Raw genomic sequence first — 17,474 nt, forward strand, 5'->3', positions numbered from 1 at the left:
AAAGGACGACTCGTGGCCCGCAATAACCGCGCCGACCTGCGCCTGGACGCCCCCAAGGGCCTGCGGACGAGCAACATCGTTGGGCTGAATCGGAGCGGACACAGTCGGGACCGGTTCGGACGCTTCACCGAGGCGATCGCCCGCGGCATGGGCACCCCGTGGTTTCTGCTCGGGCTCACCCTGTTCGCCGTCGCCTGGATCTCCTGGAACACCCTCGCTCCGGTGGACTGGCGCTTCGACTCCGTCGCACTCGGGTTCATCGCGCTGACCCTGGTTTTGTCGATGCAGGCGTCCTATGCCGCGCCGATGATCCTGCTCGCTCAGAACCGGCAGGACGACCGCGACCGGGTGCAGTTCGAACAGGACCGGCAGCGGGCCGAACGCACCCTCGCCGACACCGAGTACCTCGCCCGCGAGGTCGTGGCCCTGCGCATCGCGATCAAGGACATGGCCTCGAAGGATTTCATTCGCGCCGAATTGCGTGCGTTGCTCGAACACCTGGATGAGCGCAGTCACCTGGATGAACCCACAGGCTCCGACATCACCAACGAAAGCCGCCCCACCGCATGACTCCTGCCCCACTGAGTTCAACGCCCGACAGCATCCGCGCCCGCGTGTTCACCGCCCTGGCCCGGGTGACCGACCCGGAGATTCGCAAACCCATCACCGACCTCGACATGGTGTCGGCGGTGACGGTGAGCGAGACCGGGCGGGTGAGCGTCGGCATCCGCTTGACCATTGCTGGTTGTCCGGCCGCAGCGCGCATTGAGAGCGACGTTCTGGCCGCCGCCGAGTCGGTGGCTGGGGTCGGCCTGGCGAGCGTCGCGGTGGCGATCATGACCCGCGAGCAGCGCACCGCGCTCACCGAGAAGCTGCGCGGCGGCCAGGTGGAGCGCAGCGTGCAGTTCGGCCCGGAGTCACTCACCCGCGTCTACGCGATCACGAGCGGCAAGGGCGGCGTGGGCAAGTCCACCGTCACCGCGAACCTGGCGGTGGCCCTGGCCGGCGAAGGACTGCGGGTGGGCATCGTGGATGCCGACGTACACGGCTTCAGCATTCCCGGCCTGCTCGGCCTCGTGCACGACGGGCTCGCGGTGAAACCGACCCAGGTCGGCGATATGATTCTGCCGCCGATCGCGCACGACGTGAAGGTCATCTCGATCGGCATGTTCATCGATGACAAGTCGGCCGCGGTCGCGTGGCGCGGCCCGATGCTGCACCGCACGATCAAGCAGTTTCTCACCGACGTGTACTTCGGCGACCTCGACGTGCTGCTGCTCGACCTACCGCCAGGAACCGGCGACGTCGCCATCACGGTCGGCCAGCTGCTCCCCCACGCCGAGGTCATCGTTGTCACCACCCCGCAGGCGGCGGCCGCCGATGTGGCGGAACGCAGCGGAATCGTGGCCCGCCAGACCGGGCAAAGCGTCTACGGGGTGATCGAGAACATGTCCGCCCTGGTGCAGCCCGACGGCAGCCTGCTCGAACTGTTCGGTTCCGGCGGCGGCGCCGAAGTGGCCAGGCGGCTCTCAGTCGGTCAGGAGACACCGGCACCGGTGCTCGCGCAGGTTCCGCTCAGCCTGGCCCTGCGCACCGGCGGCGACGACGGACTGCCGGTTGTGCTCGGCGCGCCCGACGACCCCGCAGCCCGCGCCATTTTGGCGCTGGCCCACAGCATGAAAACCCGTGCGCGTGGCCTGGCCGGCCTCAGCCTCGGGCTCACGCCGCGTTAGCGCCTACTCTTTCGGCTTGACCAGCGTCGCCGCGTGGTCGGGAACCTGGTGGTTCTCCTCGCGCGGCGGCCGCTCGTAGTCGGAGTCCGGCGGACGCGGCGGAATGTGCACCTTCGGCGGGTCGATCTTCTCGTACGGCACGAGCGAGAGCAGATGGCTGATCACGTTCAGCCGGGACGAACGCTTGTCTTCACTCTCCACCACCCACCAGGGCGCTTCGGCGATGTCTGTGTGCACGAACATCTCGTCTTTCGCCTTGGAATAATCGACCCATTTAGTGATCGACAGCACGTCGGTTTCGGAGAGCTTCCAGCGCCGCATCGGGTCGTTCAGGCGTGACCGAAAACGTCGTTCCTGCTCCAGGTCAGACACCGAGAACCAGTACTTGACCAGCAGGATTCCGTCTTCGACCAGCATCCGCTCGAACAACGGTGCCTGGTGCAGAAACCGGCGATATTCGTCACTCGTGCAGTAGCCCATGACCCGTTCGACGCCGGCCCGGTTGTACCAGGAGCGGTCCATCAGCACGATCTCGCCGGTCGATGGCAGGTGCTCGATGTACCGCTGAAAATACCACTGGCCGCGCTGGCGTTCGGTGGGCATCGGCAGGGCGACGATGCGTGCGACGCGGGGGTTCAGGTATTCGGTGATGCGCTTGATCGCCGAGCCCTTACCCGCGGCATCGCGGCCCTCGAATATCACCACGACACGGGCACCGGATGCCTTCACCCACTGCTGCATCGTGACCAGTTCGGCCTGCAGGCGGGCCAGTTCGGCCTCGTAGACCTTCTTCTTGACGCGCAGAATGGTTGTAGGCGTTTTCGACATCGAGACTCCGTCAGACCGGAACTACGTGGCTTCAGTATCGAACGGGGCCGGTTCGAGCGCGGCCAGGGCCGCTTCCCGTGCCCGCTTACGTTTCAGGTATGCACCCTCCGGGTTGGGTTCGGCGCGAGAAATCGTTGCGGACTGTTCCTTGAACGGGTCTTCGTCGGCGAGGGCTTCCCGGATGATGCGACGCGGGTCATACTGGCGCGGGTCCAGTTTTTTCCAGTCCAGATCGTCGAACTCCGGACCCATTTCATCGCGCATGCGGTCTTTGGCCCCGTTGGCCATATCGCGCAACTGGCGCACGAGGCGAGCGAGCTGCGCGGCGTAGTGCGGTAGTTTGTCGGGGCCGAGCAAGAAGACAGCGATGATCCCGATCAGAAGAATCTTCTCGAACGTCAGCCCAAACATGTCCTTAGAGTAACTGCCCGGCGAGGCATCCACAGACCACACGCGCCCCGGCCCTAGTCTTGACCTAATCATCTACTGGAGTTATTTGTGTCTGACATTGAACTGAACTGGAAATTCTCCGACGACTGTGTCGTGGAGTCCGAAGCTATCGCCAAGGCGCGCCAGCAATCCCTCGAGTTGGGGATCGATGCCATTCCGCCCTCGGTGGGGGCGCAATCGGCCGTTCTGGCGGCGGCCACCGGGGCACGCAGCATCCTCGAGGTCGGTACCGGGGCCGGAGTCTCGGGGATCTGGCTGCTGACCGGAGCTCCCGGCGCAACTCTCACCTCGATTGATACCGAGGTCGACCACCTGCAGCACGCGAAGGCGAACTTCATCGAAGCGAAAATTCCGGCGAACCGGGTGCGCCTCATCACGGGCAAGGCCGGCGAGGTTCTGCCCCGCATGAACGAGAATTCTTACGACATTGTGTTTATTGACGCCGACCCACAGTCGGTCATCGAGTACGTCGAACACGGACTGCGCCTGGCCCGTCCGGGCGGCACGGTGCTCGTCGCGCACGCGCTGTGGCGCGGACGGGTGGCCGACCCGGCTCAGCGCGACGATGTCGCGACCGGGTTTCGCACTCTGCTGACCGAGATCGCCGCATCGAGCGCTGTGATCAGCGCGCTGTCCCCGGTCGGCGACGGGCTGCTGCAGATCACCAAGCTGCGCGCCTAGAACGTTCCCAGATACACCAGAACGGCCGCGCAATACCTGCGTGGCCGTTCTGCTGTATTAACTATAGGAACACGAGGCTACTTCGCCGCAGCGACAACCCCGGCAAGTGCATCGTGAAGTTCCTTGGCCTCGGCGTCGTTGACGGAGACAACGAGCCGACCCCCACCCTCGAGCGGTACACGCACGATGATCAGGCGCCCCTCTTTTACAGCCTCCATTGGACCGTCTCCGGTACGTGGCTTCATGGCCGCCATGAACTCCCCTTCCATTCGTCTTTGTATACCCATTATCGACTATCTCGGCCCGAGACGTAAATTAGGGTCGGACTCAGTGTCAAATCAGGCTTCTTACGGCGGAGTCCAGTCGTAACCATCCACGCCCCAGCAGATCAGCAGCCAGCCCCACTGGCCGGCCACGAAGAGCAGAACGATCGACACTCGATAGATGCGGCTGCGCGGTAGCGCGGCCGCACCGAGCAAGGGAAACATCGGCATGAGCAGCCGGAACGTGCTCGATTGCGGAAAGAATACGGCGAGCAGGTACAGCCCGTAACTGGCCACCCACAGCCGCAGATCCACGCCGAGCCGCCGTACTGCGGGCGTGAACAGCAGCACGGCGAAGGTCAGGATGAGGGCGGTGACCACCGCGATGCCCCACGGGCTACCGAGCCACCAGACGCCGCCCTGGAACCAGGCCGTGAACGGAACCAGTTCCACGTAGCCGATGTACGGTGCCCGCCACGCCAACTCGGTGTCGGTGTAGGCCATCAGGTCGTCGGTGGCGGCCCAGGCCGCGATCGGCCAGGCCAGTCCCATCAGCGCGCTGAAGACGGCAACGGAGGCCGCCAGCATCCGCTCGGCGACGGAAAACGGGTCGCGGCGGCGCGTGACGAAGCGGTAGATCACGTGCAGCCCGAGGGCGAGGGCAAATGCGAGTCCGCTCGGCCGGGTGAGGGCCATCACCGCGATCACCGGGAACAGCAGCCAGTAGCGGCGCTCGAGCAGCAGGTAGAGGGCGAGGGTAAGAAAGAACAGGTACATCGACTCGGCGTAGGCGAACTGCAGAATCGGCGACAGCGGGGCAACGCAGAACAGCACCACCGAGAACAGGGCGGTCGCCGGCGACTGCACCCGCGCCATGAGGCGGTAGAACAGCAGGGCGGTGCCGAGACTGAAACCGACCGACACGAACACCGCCACCGGCGCCCACGGAAAATTGGTCAGTTCCATGATCAGCCGGGCCACCACCGGATAGCCCGGCATGAACGCCCAGGCATTCTCGCCGATCTGTCCCCCATCGGTGAGCGGCAGCACGCTGGGATAACCGACCGCCGCGACGATGTTGTACCAGCGACCGTCCCACATGGTCGCGAAATCGGTGTATTTCGGGCTGGCACCGGTCCACGCGTTGGGGCCCTGTACGCTCGCCAGCACCAGGATGAGGCTTGTCGTGACCAGGCGTGACAGCGCCCAGACCACGACGACCTTGCCCCACCACGGGGTCAGCCGGTAGCGGGCGTGCCAGGCCGCTGGCAGCCGCCGGGCGCGCGACCGGGGCGCGGTCTGCCTGCGGGGGCGGAGCATCCGCTCAGTCATTGTTCTGTCGCTGCGTTAACGAACGGATGCGCTCAGCCAGGCGCGCAGGCCGTTCTCGCAGGCCGTGATCTCGGCCACGGCGACGCGTTCGTCGTCGGCGTGCGCCTTGAGCGGGTCGCCGGGACCGTAGTTGACGGCCGGAACGCCGAGCGCGGAGAAGCGGGCGACGTCGGTCCAGCCGTACTTGGGCGTAGCGACACCGCCGACAGCGTTCAGGAATTCGCGGGCGAGCGGGGCGTCGAGGCCGGGCCGGGCGCCCTCGGCACGGTCGACCACGGTGAGGTCGTAGCCGGCGAACAACTCACGCAAGTGGGCGACGGCTTCGTCGGCGCTGCGGCTGGGGGCGAAACGGTAGTTGACGTGCACCATGCACTCGTCGGGGATGATGTTGCCGGCGACGCCGCCGGTAATGCCGACCGCGTTCAGCCCTTCGCGGTAGACCAGGCCCTCAACCTCGACCTCGCGGGCTTGGTAGCCGGCCAGAATGTTGAGAATCGGGGCGGCCTTGTGAATGGCATTCTCGCCGACCCAGCTGCGCGCCGAGTGCGAGCGCAGGCCGAACGTGCGAACTTCGACGCGCAGGTTGCCGTTGCAGCCGCCCTCGATCTGGCTTCGGGTCGGTTCGCCGAGAATCGCGAAATCGCCGATAAACAGGTCGGGCCGGTTGCGGGCGAGCCGGCCGAGGCCGTTGAGCTCGTCGGAGACCTCTTCGTGGTCGTACCACATCCAGGTCACGTCGACCCCGGGTTCGGTCAGTTCGGCGGCGAGCTTCAGCTGTACGGCCACGCCGGCCTTCATGTCGACGGTGCCGCGGCCCCAGAGGTAGTCGGTGCCGTCGATGGTCTCGTAGCGGGTGGGCAGGTTGTCGTTGAGCGGCACTGTGTCGATGTGGCCGGCGATGACGACGCGCTGCGCACGATTCAGGTTGGTGCGGGCGACGACGGTGTCGCCGTCGCGAATGATCTCGAGGTGGTCGAAACCGTGAAGCGCCGCCACGATCGCGTCGGCGAGGGCAGTCTCATTGCCCGACACCGACTCCAGGTCGCAGATTTGTCTAGTCAGTTCGATTGACGTCGCTGTCAGGTCGAGCACGGTGGTTTTTGCTGGGGCCGGAAGTCTAGAAGTCACCCTACTAATCTAGAGGTATGCCCTCCGTAGTTTCCGAAAACGCTCCTGCCACACCGACCCAGGCCTGGGGATACGGCCTCGCCACCGTCGCCACCGACGGCACCGTGCTGGATACCTGGTTTCCCACCCCGGTACTCGGCGCGCTGCCGACCGGCCGCGATCGCTGGATCGTTCCGGCGGAGTTGAGCGAAGCGGCTGGCGACGACGCCCGCCGCGCGGTACGCCTCGAAGCCGTCACTGTGGAAATCACCCTCGGCGCGGCACCAGCCAGCACGTCGGATGCCTACCTGCGGCTGCACCTGCTCTCGCACCTCCTCGTTCTGCCGAACAGCATCAACCTCGGCGGCATCTTCGCTTTTCTGCCCACCGTAGTGTGGACCAACGCCGGTCCCATGGTGCCGACCGATTTCGCCCGCCTGCGCCCGACCCTGCAGCGCGCCGGCATTCAGGCCAGCGGCGTCGACAAATTTCCACCGCTGCTTGACTATGTCGTTCCGACCGGCGTGAGAATAGCAGATGCCTCCCGCGTGCGGCTCGGCGCCCACCTCGCCCCCGGCACCACGGTGATGCACGAGGGCTTCGTCAACTTCAACGCCGGCACCCTCGGTTCCTCGATGGTCGAGGGCCGCATCTCGCAGGGCGTCGTGGTCGGTGACGGCGCGGATATCGGTGGCGGCGCATCCATTATGGGCACCCTGTCAGGTGGCGGAACGCAGCGCATCTCGATCGGCGCGCGCGCGCTGCTCGGAGCCAATTCCGGCGTGGGCATCGCGATCGGCGATGACAGCGTGGTCGAGGCCGGACTCTACGTGACGGCCGGCACCAAGGTTGTGCTCGTCGGCGAACCACGGCTCACCGACGGCACGTTCGCCACGGTGAAAGCGGTCGAGCTCTCCGGCGTGCCTAACCTGCTGTTTCGCCGCAACTCCATCTCCGGCGCCGTCGAGGTGCTCGCCCGCAGTGGCAGCGGAATCACGCTGAACGCCGCACTGCACGCCTGAGCTGGTGCTGACAAGCGGATGTCGGTGGGTTCCGCTAGCATCCGGGTAGCGTACATCCGCTCTTGCGGGAACGCGCGATTCACGAAGGAGTGACGTGGGAACCGACGCACCGCGCAGCAAGGGGCACCGCCGCTTTCGGCGATTACTGATCGCACTCGCGACCGTCGTCGGCCTGGTGCTCGTCACTGCAGGGCTCGGTGTCTATACGGTCACGCGGTCATTCCCAACGCTCGCGGGCAACGTCGAGATCACCGGCCTCTCAAGCGCCGTCACGGTCACGCGCGAGACGTACGGAATTCCACAGATCACCGCGAAGACGGCGAGCGACCTGTTTCTCGCTGAGGGCTACGTGCACGCCCAGGACCGGTTCTGGGAGATGGATTTTCGCCGCCACGTCACGAGCGGCAGGCTCTCGGAGCTGTTCGGCGAGAGCCAGATCGGTACCGACACGTTCGTGCGCACCCTCGGCTGGCGAGCCGTCGCCGAGCAGGAAGTGGCCCTGCTCGACCCGGTGACTCTCGGCTATTACCAGTCCTATGCCGACGGAGTGAACGCCTACCTCGACACCCATCAGGGCGCCGATCTATCGCTGGAGTATGCCGTGCTGGGCCTCCAAAACCCCGGGTACGAGGTCGAAAAGTGGACCCCGGCTGATTCCGTGGCCTGGCTGAAGGCCATGGCCTGGGACCTGCGCTCCAACCTCGACGACGAAATCGACCGGGCTCTGCTGTCGACGACGCTCACGCCCACCGAGGTGAGCCAGTTGCATCCCGACTATCCGGCCGCGCAGCATCCCACCATCACCGGCAGTCAGGCTCTCACCCTGCCATCGGCCGGGGCGCCGCAAGCCGCCGAGCCGGCCCCGGATTCAACGGATGCCCCCGCCGCGCTGGCTTCGGTCGACTCCTACGCCGGAGCCCTGGCCGAGCTGCGCGCGCACCTCGGGTCGGTGCCCGAACTGCTCGGGCCGGCCGGCGGGGAGATCGGCTCGAATTCATGGGTGGTCTCCGGCGCCCTCACCGATACCGGCAAGCCGCTGCTGGCCAACGACCCGCACCTCGGCCCGGCGTTACCCTCGGTCTGGTACCAGGTGGGGTTACGCTGCCAGTCGATCACCGCAGATTGCCCGTTCGACGTGGCGGGATACAGCTTCTCCGGCATGCCCGGCGTGATCATCGGCCACAATGAGCGCATCGCGTGGGGGTTTACCAACCTCGGGCCCGACGTCGCCGACCTTTACATCGAGAAGGTCACCGGCGACAACTACGAATTCGACGGTGTTGCGAAACCCCTGCTGCTGCGCGACGAGAAGATCTCCGTCGCCGGTGGTGACGACGTGAAGATCGAGATTCGTTCGACCGAACACGGGCCATTGCTGAGCGGGTTCGACGGCACCAGCTACCAGCGGATCGCGAGCGACTTTCCCGAGGCCACCGGGCTGACACCCGCCCCCGCCGCCGAGGCCGGCGCGGAGCAGACCAGCTACGAGCTGTCCCTGCAATGGACGGCGCTCACGCCGGGGCACACGGCATCCGCTATTTTCGCTTTGAACCAGGCGACCGACTGGACCAGTTTTCGCGCCGCGGCCGCCCTGTTCGAGGTGCCGGCGCAGAACCTCACCTACGCCGACGTCGACGGAAATATCGGCTATCAGGCGCCCGGGCTCATTCCCATTCGGGCCAGTGGCAACGGCACCCTGCCCGTTCCCGGCTGGACCAGCCAGTACGGCTGGACCGGATACATCCCCTTTGATGCCCTGCCCAGCACGTTCAATCCGCCGAGCGGATACATCGTCACGGCCAATAACGCGGCCACCGACCCGAGTTCCCCATACCTGCTGACCGCCGACTGGGACCTCGGCTACCGGGCGAACCAGATCACGGCTCGGCTGCAGGAGCTCATCGCCGCGAAAACCCCGATGACAGCCGAACTGATGAGCGAAATTCAGGGTGACAATTACAGTGCCATCGCAGCGACGCTCGTTCCGGCGCTGCAGCAGGTGCGGCTCACCGGTGACGCCGCCAAAGCGCAGAAGTTGCTCGACGGCTGGGACTACCAGGTCGACGTCGACAGCGCGGCCGCGGCGTACTTCAACGTGATCTGGCGCACCCTGCTGCACGATATTTTCACCGGCAAGATCGACGACGGCGCTGCTCTCACCGGTGGCGACCGGGCGTTCTCCGTGGTCACGAGCCTTCTCGACCAGCCAAACTCCCCCTGGTGGTCGAACGCTTCCTACGGCACCGTTGGCCAAGAGAGCATGCTGCGACGCGTGATGACGGATGCCGCGGCCGAAGCCGCCGATCTCATGGGCTCCAACCCACAGGACTGGCAGTGGGGCAGCATCCACACCCTGGAACTCACCAACCAGAGCTTCGGTAAGTCCGGCATCGCCCCGCTTGAGTGGTTATTCAACCGCGGGCCGTACGAGCTCGCCGGAGGTTCGGCCGTCGTCAACGCGGTCGGCTGGGATGCCACCCAGGGCTACCAGGTGGACTGGGTGCCGTCAATGCGGCAGGTGGTGAGCCTGGAGAATTTCGATGACTCCACCTGGATCAATCTCACCGGGGCATCCGGTCACGCCTTCCACCCCAACTACACCGACCAGGCGCCACTCTGGCGTGATCACGAGACCCGTCCGTGGCTGTTCACGCCGGCCGCCATCAACGCCGTCGCCACCAACACCCTGACGCTCGAGCCGGCCTCATAGGGCCCCGGGTGAGCAGCGGCGCTCGTTACGGACAGCGGCGCGGAGGGGACGCAGCGAGTCGACGACGCCGACACCCCCTCGACCGTGTGCTCGAACGGAGACCCCGCGAAACCAGGTATAAAGACGATTCCCTGCGGCAACGGCCAATTTCTGCCGGCTACTGACGACTCCCTCGCACTCCAACACGCTAAATCTTGGTGACACATCAGAGCTCCCGTTTCAGCGGTCTCGGGCCCCGCGATCCCGCGAGTCGGGACCGCCATCGCCCAACACGCCCCAGCCTGCGGGGCGCCACCATCCGCCGGTCGAGACCGACATCGCCCAACGTGCCGCGGTCTGCGGTCGCCGTTGCGTGCGGGTTCACTTCGGGCGGGTCGAGCCGCAGCGGCTCCTGCATGAGCGGGTTCTTGCTGGGCAGCGCAATCAGTGTCTGCTCGGGGTCGAATTCGACGGCGGGTTGCAGCCAATACTCTCCATCGAGGAACAGGATCTTCCACTGCCGGTTGTGCAGCAACAAATGGTGCAGAACACAGAGCAGTATGGCCTGGTCGATGTTGGAAAAGCCCAGATCAACCCAGTTTTGAATGTGGTGAGCTTCACTCCACGACGGTGGTTGGTCACACCCGGGCCAGCGGCATCCGCCGTCACGCACGGCGAGGGCGCGGCGTTGCTCGCGGTTGAACAGGCGTGCATCCCGGCCAACATTGAGGGATTGCCCGGCTTGGTCGAGCAGAATACCGAGGTAGCCGGTGTCACACAGATGTCGGGCAATGGTCTCCGCTGACACCGGAGCCGAATTGTCCTCGATATAGCCGAACACCCCCGTTCCTGGCGCGGCCGGGGAAGGCTGCGTGCTCGGAGTGGTCTGCGTGGCCGTCCCGGCCGTCCCGGTGGACTGGGCCCGCGGCAGCAGCGGCGGCCGTGGCAGCAGCATCCGCGGCGGCCTGAGCGACCCGCGCCGCGAGCACCTCGGCATCGGAGAGACCGGCGAACTATGATCGCTACTTGACGCAGAGGGATTGGGCTGATTGCCGCGCTGCTCCAGAGCCAGTGTCAGTTTCTTGTATACGAAGGATTGCGGGGTTCAATCTGCCGAAACCTTCACGGCCTCATCTTTGAACTCAGGAGTGAATTCCCGGCGTGTTTCCCGTGATAAATATTCTCTCTGTTGAGGTTTCCACCATGCGAGGTCAAGGCCACTACCTCTTCACACCACTCAATGCTAAGACAAGCTAACGGTCTATTGGGTGCGGCCACCGACGCCGTGACCGCACCCGACCGCTGTCACTGACGAGTCGCGATGGCTTCTTTTTCGACGACCGGCGCGCGGGTGGGGGCACGGAGCGTAATTGCAGCAAGCAGGGCGCCGGCCAGGGCTATTGAGGCTGCACCGATGAATGCCGAAGAGAATCCAGTGGTCAGCGCCGGAAGGTTCCCACTTTCCGTCGCACCGTTCGCGGCTGCAAAGGCTGTCATCGCCGCTAGCCCGAGAGCGGATCCGACCTGGTAGCTGGTGTTGACGAGGCCGGAAGCGAGGCCGCCCTCCTGCGGCGGAGCGCTGGAGATCGCCGTGCCGAGGGTCGGGATGAACGCCAGGGACATCCCGAGTGCGGCCAGAAGCGACGCCGGGAGGACATCCACCCAGAAGTTTCCGTCCACGCGAACGAAGGACAACCACATCAGGGCGCCTGCGAGCACGACGAGACCGCTCACCGTCATCACTTTCGGACCGAATCGCGCAGCGAGTCTCGGTGCAAGCAGGATCATGGTGATCATGGTGAATGCGGTCATTGGTAGGAGCGCGGCACCGCTGGGGAACGCCGAGTAACCCAGGACTTGTTGCAGGTAGAGATTCAAGAAGAACCACATTGGGATCCACGCGGCGGCGAGCAATAACTGGGCGAGGTTGGCCGCGGCTAAATTCGGGATCCGGAAAATCGACAATCGCATTAGCGGCTGCTTCCGGCGAGCCTGAACGAGCACAAACAATCCGAGCAAGGCGACCGCTCCGGCGAGAGTTCCCCACGTTTCTAGACTGTCCCATCCAGACTCAGGTGCTCGGACGATCGCGAAGACACCGAGGGCAAGTCCAGCGGTGACCAATAGGGCGCCGGCGGTGTCGATGGAGCCGCGAATCCGCGGTCCGTCTGCCGGGAGCGCCGTGGCGACGAGGGCGATGACCACGAGGGCGAGCGGGATATTAATGAAGAAGACCCAGGGCCACGACATGTACTCGGTGATGACCCCGCCGAGGAACACGCCTGCCGTTCCCCCTGCCGGTGCGGCCGCACCATAAAGGGCCAGCGCGCCACCGAGCTCCTTCGGGCTCGACCCGAACGTCTTCATCAGCAGCGTGAGTGCCGCGGGTGCGATGAGTGCCGCGCCGGCTCCCTGTACGCCGCGTCCAATCAACTCCAACGCGACGTTTCCGGCAAGCCCCGCGACGGCGGAGCCGACGAGCAGTACGACCCAGCCCGTGGTGAACATTCGTCGGGCGCCGAAGACATCCCCGAGACGCCCGCCGAGCAAGAGGAGCCCCCCGAATGTGATGACGTAGGCGTTGAAAACCCAGGAGAGATTCTCCGGGCTGAAGCCCAGTTCCTCCTGCATGCGAGGCAACGCCACGCCCACGATTGAGGTATCCATGATCACGACGAACTGCGCGAGTGCGATGAGGAAAAGCGCGAGCCTCTTCTTTCCCCGTCCCGGTATTGATTGAGACATTCCAGATTCCCTTCGTTTTCGCCGTAGTCGGCGATTCCACAGTTCAGATTTATACCCTACGGGGGTATGGTAACAGGAATACCCCCAGTGGGTATATTGTTGGGCATGTTAGTACCCCCTAGGGGTATGCGTTCGATTCAGCAAAGGAGAGTTTTATGACAATGCGCGAATATCAGGTGACCGGGATGACCTGCGGTCATTGCGAGACGACGATCCGGGAAGAGGTCAGCCAGATAGTAGGCATCCAGTCGATCGACGTGAGCGCGAAGACCGGAAAGCTTGTCGTGACCAGCCAGGCCGAGCTAGACGACACAGCCGTCCTCGCAGCGGTCGAGGAAGCCGGCTACGGGGCGGTGCGTGTCCCATGAAGGTCCCCCTAAAGCTCGGACTCTTTGGAGTGGGACTCGCGGCCCTATTTACCGCTTCATTTGCTACCGCAGGCGCAGTGGTTCCCTCCCAAACCACGGCGGCCTGGACGCAGCCAACGGAAGAACATGTCATGGACAGCAACGACACACAGCTGGCCGCATCAGTGAAGGGCCTGTCGATGGAACAGGACGGGTTCCTCCTGGGGGAGATCTCGTCCCCCGGCATGGCAGATCAGGAGGGAACACTCGCGTTCACGATCTCCAACGCCACAGGAACGCCGGTCACCGACTTCGAGGCCTCCCATGACAAGAAACTCCATCTGATCATCGTGCGCACGGACGGGACCCAGTTCCGCCACGTGCACCCAACCATGGATGCCCATGGCGTATGGTCACTACCCTGGAAGTGGAACGCCGCCGGCAGCTACCGGGTCTACGCGGACATCGTCCCGGCAGCAACGGGACAGAACATCACTCTGACCCGAACGGTCCAGGCGGCCGGAGAATTCACCCCCGCCACGCCGGCTCCAGTTTCTGCCGCGGATACGGTCGATGGCTACAACGTGGACCTGGCCGGTACGCTGAGCACCAGCGAACAGGCCATGCTCACTGTCTCGGTTTCCCGTGATGGAGAACCGGTCACAACACTGCAGCCGTACCTGGGTTCTTACGGACACCTTGTCGCCCTGCGCGAAGGGGACCTGGCTTACCTCCACGTCCACCCCGAGGGCGAAGCACCCCGGCCCGGCGCCGTCTCCGGCCCGGACGTGACATTCATGACCGAGGCCCCGACCCCGGGACGCTACCTGCTCTACCTGGACTTCCAGGTCGACGAACAGGTCCACATGGCCCGATTTGTCCAAACCGCCACCGGGCCCGCCCAATCCGCGGATCCGGGCGAACCTGCCGAACATTCCGGGCACTGACCACCATAGACACCGCGCGCCTGGCCCATCCCGTGATCAGGAAGCGCACCACCGAGGAGGACCCATGTCCGCAACATCGACCCAGCCGCAAACGCTGGGCAACACCATCGAGCTAGAGATCGGGGGGATGACCTGCGCCTCCTGCGCGATGCGAATCGAGAAGAAACTGAACAAGCTCGACGGCGTGATCGCGACCGTCAACTACGCCACCGAAAAGGCGAAGGTCACCGCTCCCGCCGGCCTGGACCCATTGGCGCTGATCGCCGAGGTCGAAAAGACCGGCTATACGGCGGCGCTCCGCACACCGAAAACGGCCCACCCGGCGAGCGACGATGCGGAGCAGCCCGACCCCGAGCTGACATCGCTGCGGAACAGGCTGATCGCGTCCATAGTGCTGTCGTTGCCGGTCATCATGATGGCCATGGTTCCGGCGCTGCAGTTCAATTACTGGCAGTGGGCGTCCCTGACGCTGGCCGCTCCCGTGATCGTGTGGGCGGCCTGGCCCTTTCACAGGGCAGCGTGGACCAACCTGCGCCACGGCGCGGCCACGATGGACACGCTGGTCTCGGTCGGCACGTCCGCTGCGTTGCTGTGGTCACTCTTCGCACTGTTCTTCGGAACAGCCGGACTGCCGGGCATGACCCATGGGTTCTCGTTCACGATCAACCCCTCCGACGGCGCCGGGAACATCTACCTGGAGGTCGGCGCCGGAGTGACCATGTTCATCCTGGCCGGGCGATACTTCGAGAAGAGGTCCAAGCGCCAGGCGGGGGCTGCCCTGCGCACACTGCTCGGGCTGGGGGCTAAGGATGTCGCGGTTGTTCGGGACGGGGTCGAAACACGGATCCCCGTCGAGCAGTTGTCGGTGGGTGATGAGTTCGTCATACGACCGGGTGAAAAGATCGCCACGGACGGGGTGATAGTCGCGGGTACCTCGGCGGTGGATGCGAGCATGCTCACCGGCGAGTCGATCCCAGTCGAAGTCGGTGAGGGCGACGCCGTGACCGGCTCAACCGTCAACTTCGGCGGCCGTCTGGTCGTGAGTGCCACCAGGGTTGGCTCGGACACCCAGCTGGCACAGATGGCCAGGCTCGTCGAGGACGCCCAGTCGGGCAAAGCCGAGGTCCAACGCCTCGCCGATAAGGTCTCCGGAATCGTCGTACCGATCGTCATCGCCGTGGCCATCGGGGTGCTCGGCGCTTGGATCGGTGCCGGCTTCCCGCTCAGCGCCGCCTTCACGGCCGCCGTCGCGGTCCTGATTATCGCCTGTCCCTGTGCCCTCGGACTCGCAACCCCAACCGCGCTACTAGTCGGCACCGGACGGGGCGCCCAGCTGGGCATCCTCATCAAAGGCCCGGAAGTACTCGAGTCCACCCACAAGGTCGACACGATCGTCCTCGACAAGACAGGAACGGTCACTACGGGCAAGATGACGCTGATTGACGTGTTCACCATCGACGGAACCACCCGGGAGGACGTTCTGAGGCTGGCCGGCGCATTGGAGGACGCCTCCGAACACCCGATCGCCCAGGCCATCGCCAAAAGCGCAACCCAGCAGATCGGCTCACTTCCGGTACCGGAATCGTTTACGAACGTCCAAGGCAAGGGCGTGCAGGGCACTGTGAATGGCCATGCCGTGCTCGTCGGGCGCGAGAGCCTACTGGCGGACTGGTCCCTTCACCTTCCCAAGACGCTCGCCCTCGCAAAGGCCACCGCGGAATCTCAGGGCAAGACAGCGGTCGCTGTCGCCTGGGACGGTCAGGCCCGTGCGGTTTTGGTCGTCGCCGATGCCGTCAAGGCCACCAGCGCCGAGGCGATCGCCCAGTTCAAAGCACTCGGGCTGAACCCCGTGCTCCTGACCGGAGACAATAAAGTGGTCGCCGAGCACGTCGCAGCGGAGGTCGGAATAACTGAGGTCATTGCCGAGGTGATGCCCCAAGACAAGGTCGACGTCATCACCCGCTTGCAGTCCGAAGGGAAAGTCGTGGCGATGGTCGGCGACGGCGTGAACGACGCCGCGGCCCTAGCCCAGGCCGACCTGGGCCTGGCGATGGGAACCGGGTCGGACGTCTCGATTGAAGCCGCGGACATCACACTGGTGCGCGGGGACCTCCGCTCCGCCGCCGATGCCATCCGCCTGTCCCGCAAGACCCTGGGCACCATCAAGACAAACCTATTCTGGGCCTTCGCCTACAACGTCACGGCCATTCCGCTGGCCGCGTTCGGACTGCTGAACCCGATGCTAGCCGGCGCCGCTATGGCGCTCTCGAGCGTATTCGTGGTCAGCAACAGCCTTCGCCTCCGGTCCTTCAAGTCCAAGGCGAACACCACGGCGTCCACCTCAGCATTGCACACTCCCGTGCGGCAACTGCAAGGCGTCTGACTGTCCCCGCCCAAAAGGAAACACTCCCCGTTCCATCGAAAGGAAACCCTTCAATGAGTAACAGCTGTTGCAGTGCCACCGCCGACAACAATGCCCTTGTCGCCGCTGCCATTCCTCTGTCAGCCGAAAACCTACTCGCCGCCAGCGGTGACGACCTCGCCGAGTGCCCCGTCATGACCGGAAGCCAGGTCGTGAAGGCAGACGCGGAATCCACAGGCCTCTTCCGCGACTACGAGGGTATTCGCTATTGGTTTTGCTGCGCAGGCTGCGGACCCCTGTTCGACGCTACTCCCGCAAAATACGCCACGGCCACTTGAGTATCTTGGGGTGGTGCCGGCGGGAGCCGGCACCACCCCAACCATTCTTGTCAGAGATCCATACCGACCCGAACCCAGGCCACCCAGAGGGTAGAGACTATGAGCGAGTACCCGGAACACGGGGACCACGGATTACCCTGGGCCCCGCGGGTCCGGGCCCGCACACCCATCACCATGACGGTACCGTCGCGAAGAACGAAGAAGGAAGAACGAAGAACAACGACATGGAAAAAATCACTCCCACCGGGGCCACCGCAGAGCCGTGCCACACCACGCACGGCTACATCGGTGACAAAAGCCAATACCTCGCTCGTCTAAAACGCATCGAAGGCCAGGCCCGTGGCATCCACCGCATGGTCGACGAGGAAACATACTGCATCGACATCCTCACCCAGATCTCGGCCCTCACCAAAGCATTGGAAGGCGTTGCACTCGGACTCCTCGATGACCACCTCAAGCACTGCGTCGTCGACGCCGCCAAGCTCGGCGGCGAGCAGGCAGACATCAAGATCAAGGAAGCCTCCGACGCCATAGCCCGCCTCGTTCGCTCTTGACGGCTGCCAGCTGAATTCACGCAGGAACGAGCAGACGCGTGGACGGGCGCAGCCCCTCGTGCGGAGAGACACCGCA

General features: G+C 64.8%; 18 protein-coding genes. 11 read left to right on the plus strand and 7 right to left on the minus strand.

Features of this window, described 5'->3' with window-relative positions:
- Positions 1 to 12: 12 nt before the first annotated feature.
- Both CXY78_RS10225 and CXY78_RS10230 read left to right on the plus strand, forming a co-directional pair.
- Positions 13 to 570: a DUF1003 domain-containing protein gene (locus CXY78_RS10225; protein ID WP_092340766.1), complete on the plus strand. Its 558-nt coding sequence runs from the start codon at positions 13 to 15 to the stop codon at positions 568 to 570.
- Positions 567 to 1,733, plus strand: a complete 1,167-nt coding sequence (locus tag CXY78_RS10230) for an Mrp/NBP35 family ATP-binding protein (protein WP_104089275.1) — start codon at positions 567 to 569, stop codon at positions 1,731 to 1,733. The genes CXY78_RS10225 and CXY78_RS10230 overlap by 4 nt, the downstream gene beginning before the upstream one ends.
- A 3-nt stretch (positions 1,734 to 1,736) precedes the next feature.
- Here the strand turns inward: CXY78_RS10230 and ppk2 are convergent, their stop codons facing one another.
- The gene (gene ppk2 / locus CXY78_RS10235) at positions 1,737 to 2,561 is read right to left on the minus strand and encodes a polyphosphate kinase 2 (RefSeq protein WP_092340764.1); all 825 of its coding nucleotides are present in this window, start codon (positions 2,559 to 2,561) and stop codon (positions 1,737 to 1,739) included.
- Between the two features lie 21 nt (positions 2,562 to 2,582).
- Complete coding sequence (locus CXY78_RS10240; protein ID WP_092340763.1) at positions 2,583 to 2,972, minus strand: sec-independent translocase; 390 nt, start codon at positions 2,970 to 2,972, stop codon at positions 2,583 to 2,585.
- Positions 2,973 to 3,059: 87 nt separating this feature from the next.
- Between CXY78_RS10240 and CXY78_RS10245 the strand changes: the two genes are divergently transcribed.
- Positions 3,060 to 3,692, plus strand: a complete 633-nt coding sequence (locus CXY78_RS10245; RefSeq protein ID WP_092340762.1) for an O-methyltransferase — start codon at positions 3,060 to 3,062, stop codon at positions 3,690 to 3,692.
- Between the two features lie 77 nt (positions 3,693 to 3,769).
- Here CXY78_RS10245 and CXY78_RS10250 read toward each other — a convergent pair whose 3' ends face one another.
- The 3 genes from CXY78_RS10250 to dapE all read right to left on the minus strand — a co-directional run bounded on the left by CXY78_RS10250 (position 3,770) and on the right by dapE (position 6,415).
- Positions 3,770 to 3,946: a DUF3117 domain-containing protein gene (locus CXY78_RS10250; RefSeq protein WP_092108645.1), complete on the minus strand. Its 177-nt coding sequence runs from the start codon at positions 3,944 to 3,946 to the stop codon at positions 3,770 to 3,772.
- Between the two features lie 93 nt (positions 3,947 to 4,039).
- Positions 4,040 to 5,275, minus strand: coding sequence for a hypothetical protein (locus tag CXY78_RS10255; protein WP_233197401.1), 1,236 nt, complete (start codon positions 5,273 to 5,275; stop codon positions 4,040 to 4,042).
- 27 nt (positions 5,276 to 5,302) lie between these two features.
- Positions 5,303 to 6,415: a succinyl-diaminopimelate desuccinylase gene (gene dapE / locus CXY78_RS10260; RefSeq protein ID WP_233206153.1), complete on the minus strand. Its 1,113-nt coding sequence runs from the start codon at positions 6,413 to 6,415 to the stop codon at positions 5,303 to 5,305.
- Positions 6,416 to 6,432: 17 nt separating this feature from the next.
- Here dapE and dapD point away from each other — a divergent pair, with 17 nt between their 5' ends.
- Together dapD and CXY78_RS10270 are read left to right on the plus strand one after the other, a co-directional pair.
- On the plus strand, positions 6,433 to 7,416 hold the full coding sequence (gene dapD, locus CXY78_RS10265; RefSeq protein WP_104089277.1) for a 2,3,4,5-tetrahydropyridine-2,6-dicarboxylate N-succinyltransferase: 984 nt from the start codon (positions 6,433 to 6,435) through the stop codon (positions 7,414 to 7,416).
- A 94-nt stretch (positions 7,417 to 7,510) separates the two neighbouring features.
- Positions 7,511 to 10,126 (plus strand): penicillin acylase family protein, encoded by a 2,616-nt coding sequence (locus tag CXY78_RS10270; protein WP_104089278.1) that lies wholly within the window; start codon positions 7,511 to 7,513, stop codon positions 10,124 to 10,126.
- A 205-nt stretch (positions 10,127 to 10,331) separates the two neighbouring features.
- Here CXY78_RS10270 and CXY78_RS10275 read toward each other — a convergent pair whose 3' ends face one another.
- Positions 10,332 to 10,946 carry an HNH endonuclease signature motif containing protein gene (locus CXY78_RS10275; protein WP_092340758.1) on the minus strand — a complete coding sequence of 205 codons (615 nt, stop codon included), beginning with the start codon at positions 10,944 to 10,946 and terminating at the stop codon, positions 10,332 to 10,334.
- A 31-nt stretch (positions 10,947 to 10,977) separates the two neighbouring features.
- Here CXY78_RS10275 and CXY78_RS21665 point away from each other — a divergent pair, with 31 nt between their 5' ends.
- Entirely contained in the window at positions 10,978 to 11,124 is a 147-nt protein-coding gene (locus CXY78_RS21665; RefSeq protein ID WP_233197399.1) for a hypothetical protein, read from the plus strand.
- A gap of 286 nt (positions 11,125 to 11,410) precedes the next feature.
- Here the strand turns inward: CXY78_RS21665 and CXY78_RS10280 are convergent, their stop codons facing one another.
- Entirely contained in the window at positions 11,411 to 12,850 is a 1,440-nt protein-coding gene (locus CXY78_RS10280) for an MFS transporter (protein ID WP_092340757.1), read from the minus strand.
- A 155-nt stretch (positions 12,851 to 13,005) separates the two neighbouring features.
- On the opposite strand from CXY78_RS10280, the gene CXY78_RS10285 reads away from it, so the two are divergent.
- The 5 genes from CXY78_RS10285 (at position 13,006) to CXY78_RS10305 (ending at position 17,398) form a co-directional block, all read left to right on the plus strand.
- Positions 13,006 to 13,218 carry a heavy-metal-associated domain-containing protein gene (locus tag CXY78_RS10285; protein ID WP_092340756.1) on the plus strand — a complete coding sequence of 71 codons (213 nt, stop codon included), beginning with the start codon at positions 13,006 to 13,008 and terminating at the stop codon, positions 13,216 to 13,218.
- Positions 13,219 to 13,349: 131 nt separating this feature from the next.
- Positions 13,350 to 14,144 (plus strand): DUF748 domain-containing protein, encoded by a 795-nt coding sequence (locus CXY78_RS10290; protein WP_233206154.1) that lies wholly within the window; start codon positions 13,350 to 13,352, stop codon positions 14,142 to 14,144.
- 64 nt (positions 14,145 to 14,208) lie between these two features.
- Entirely contained in the window at positions 14,209 to 16,527 is a 2,319-nt protein-coding gene (locus CXY78_RS10295) for a cation-translocating P-type ATPase (protein ID WP_104089281.1), read from the plus strand.
- 53 nt (positions 16,528 to 16,580) lie between these two features.
- Complete coding sequence (locus CXY78_RS10300) at positions 16,581 to 16,844, plus strand: YHS domain-containing protein (protein ID WP_092340753.1); 264 nt, start codon at positions 16,581 to 16,583, stop codon at positions 16,842 to 16,844.
- Between the two features lie 224 nt (positions 16,845 to 17,068).
- Positions 17,069 to 17,398: a metal-sensitive transcriptional regulator gene (locus CXY78_RS10305; RefSeq protein WP_092340752.1), complete on the plus strand. Its 330-nt coding sequence runs from the start codon at positions 17,069 to 17,071 to the stop codon at positions 17,396 to 17,398.
- Positions 17,399 to 17,474: the final 76 nt, after the last annotated feature.

Origin of the sequence: Cryobacterium sp. N19 (genome assembly GCF_002929595.1) — a bacterium.
GTDB lineage: Bacteria > Actinomycetota > Actinomycetes > Actinomycetales > Microbacteriaceae > Cryobacterium > Cryobacterium flavum.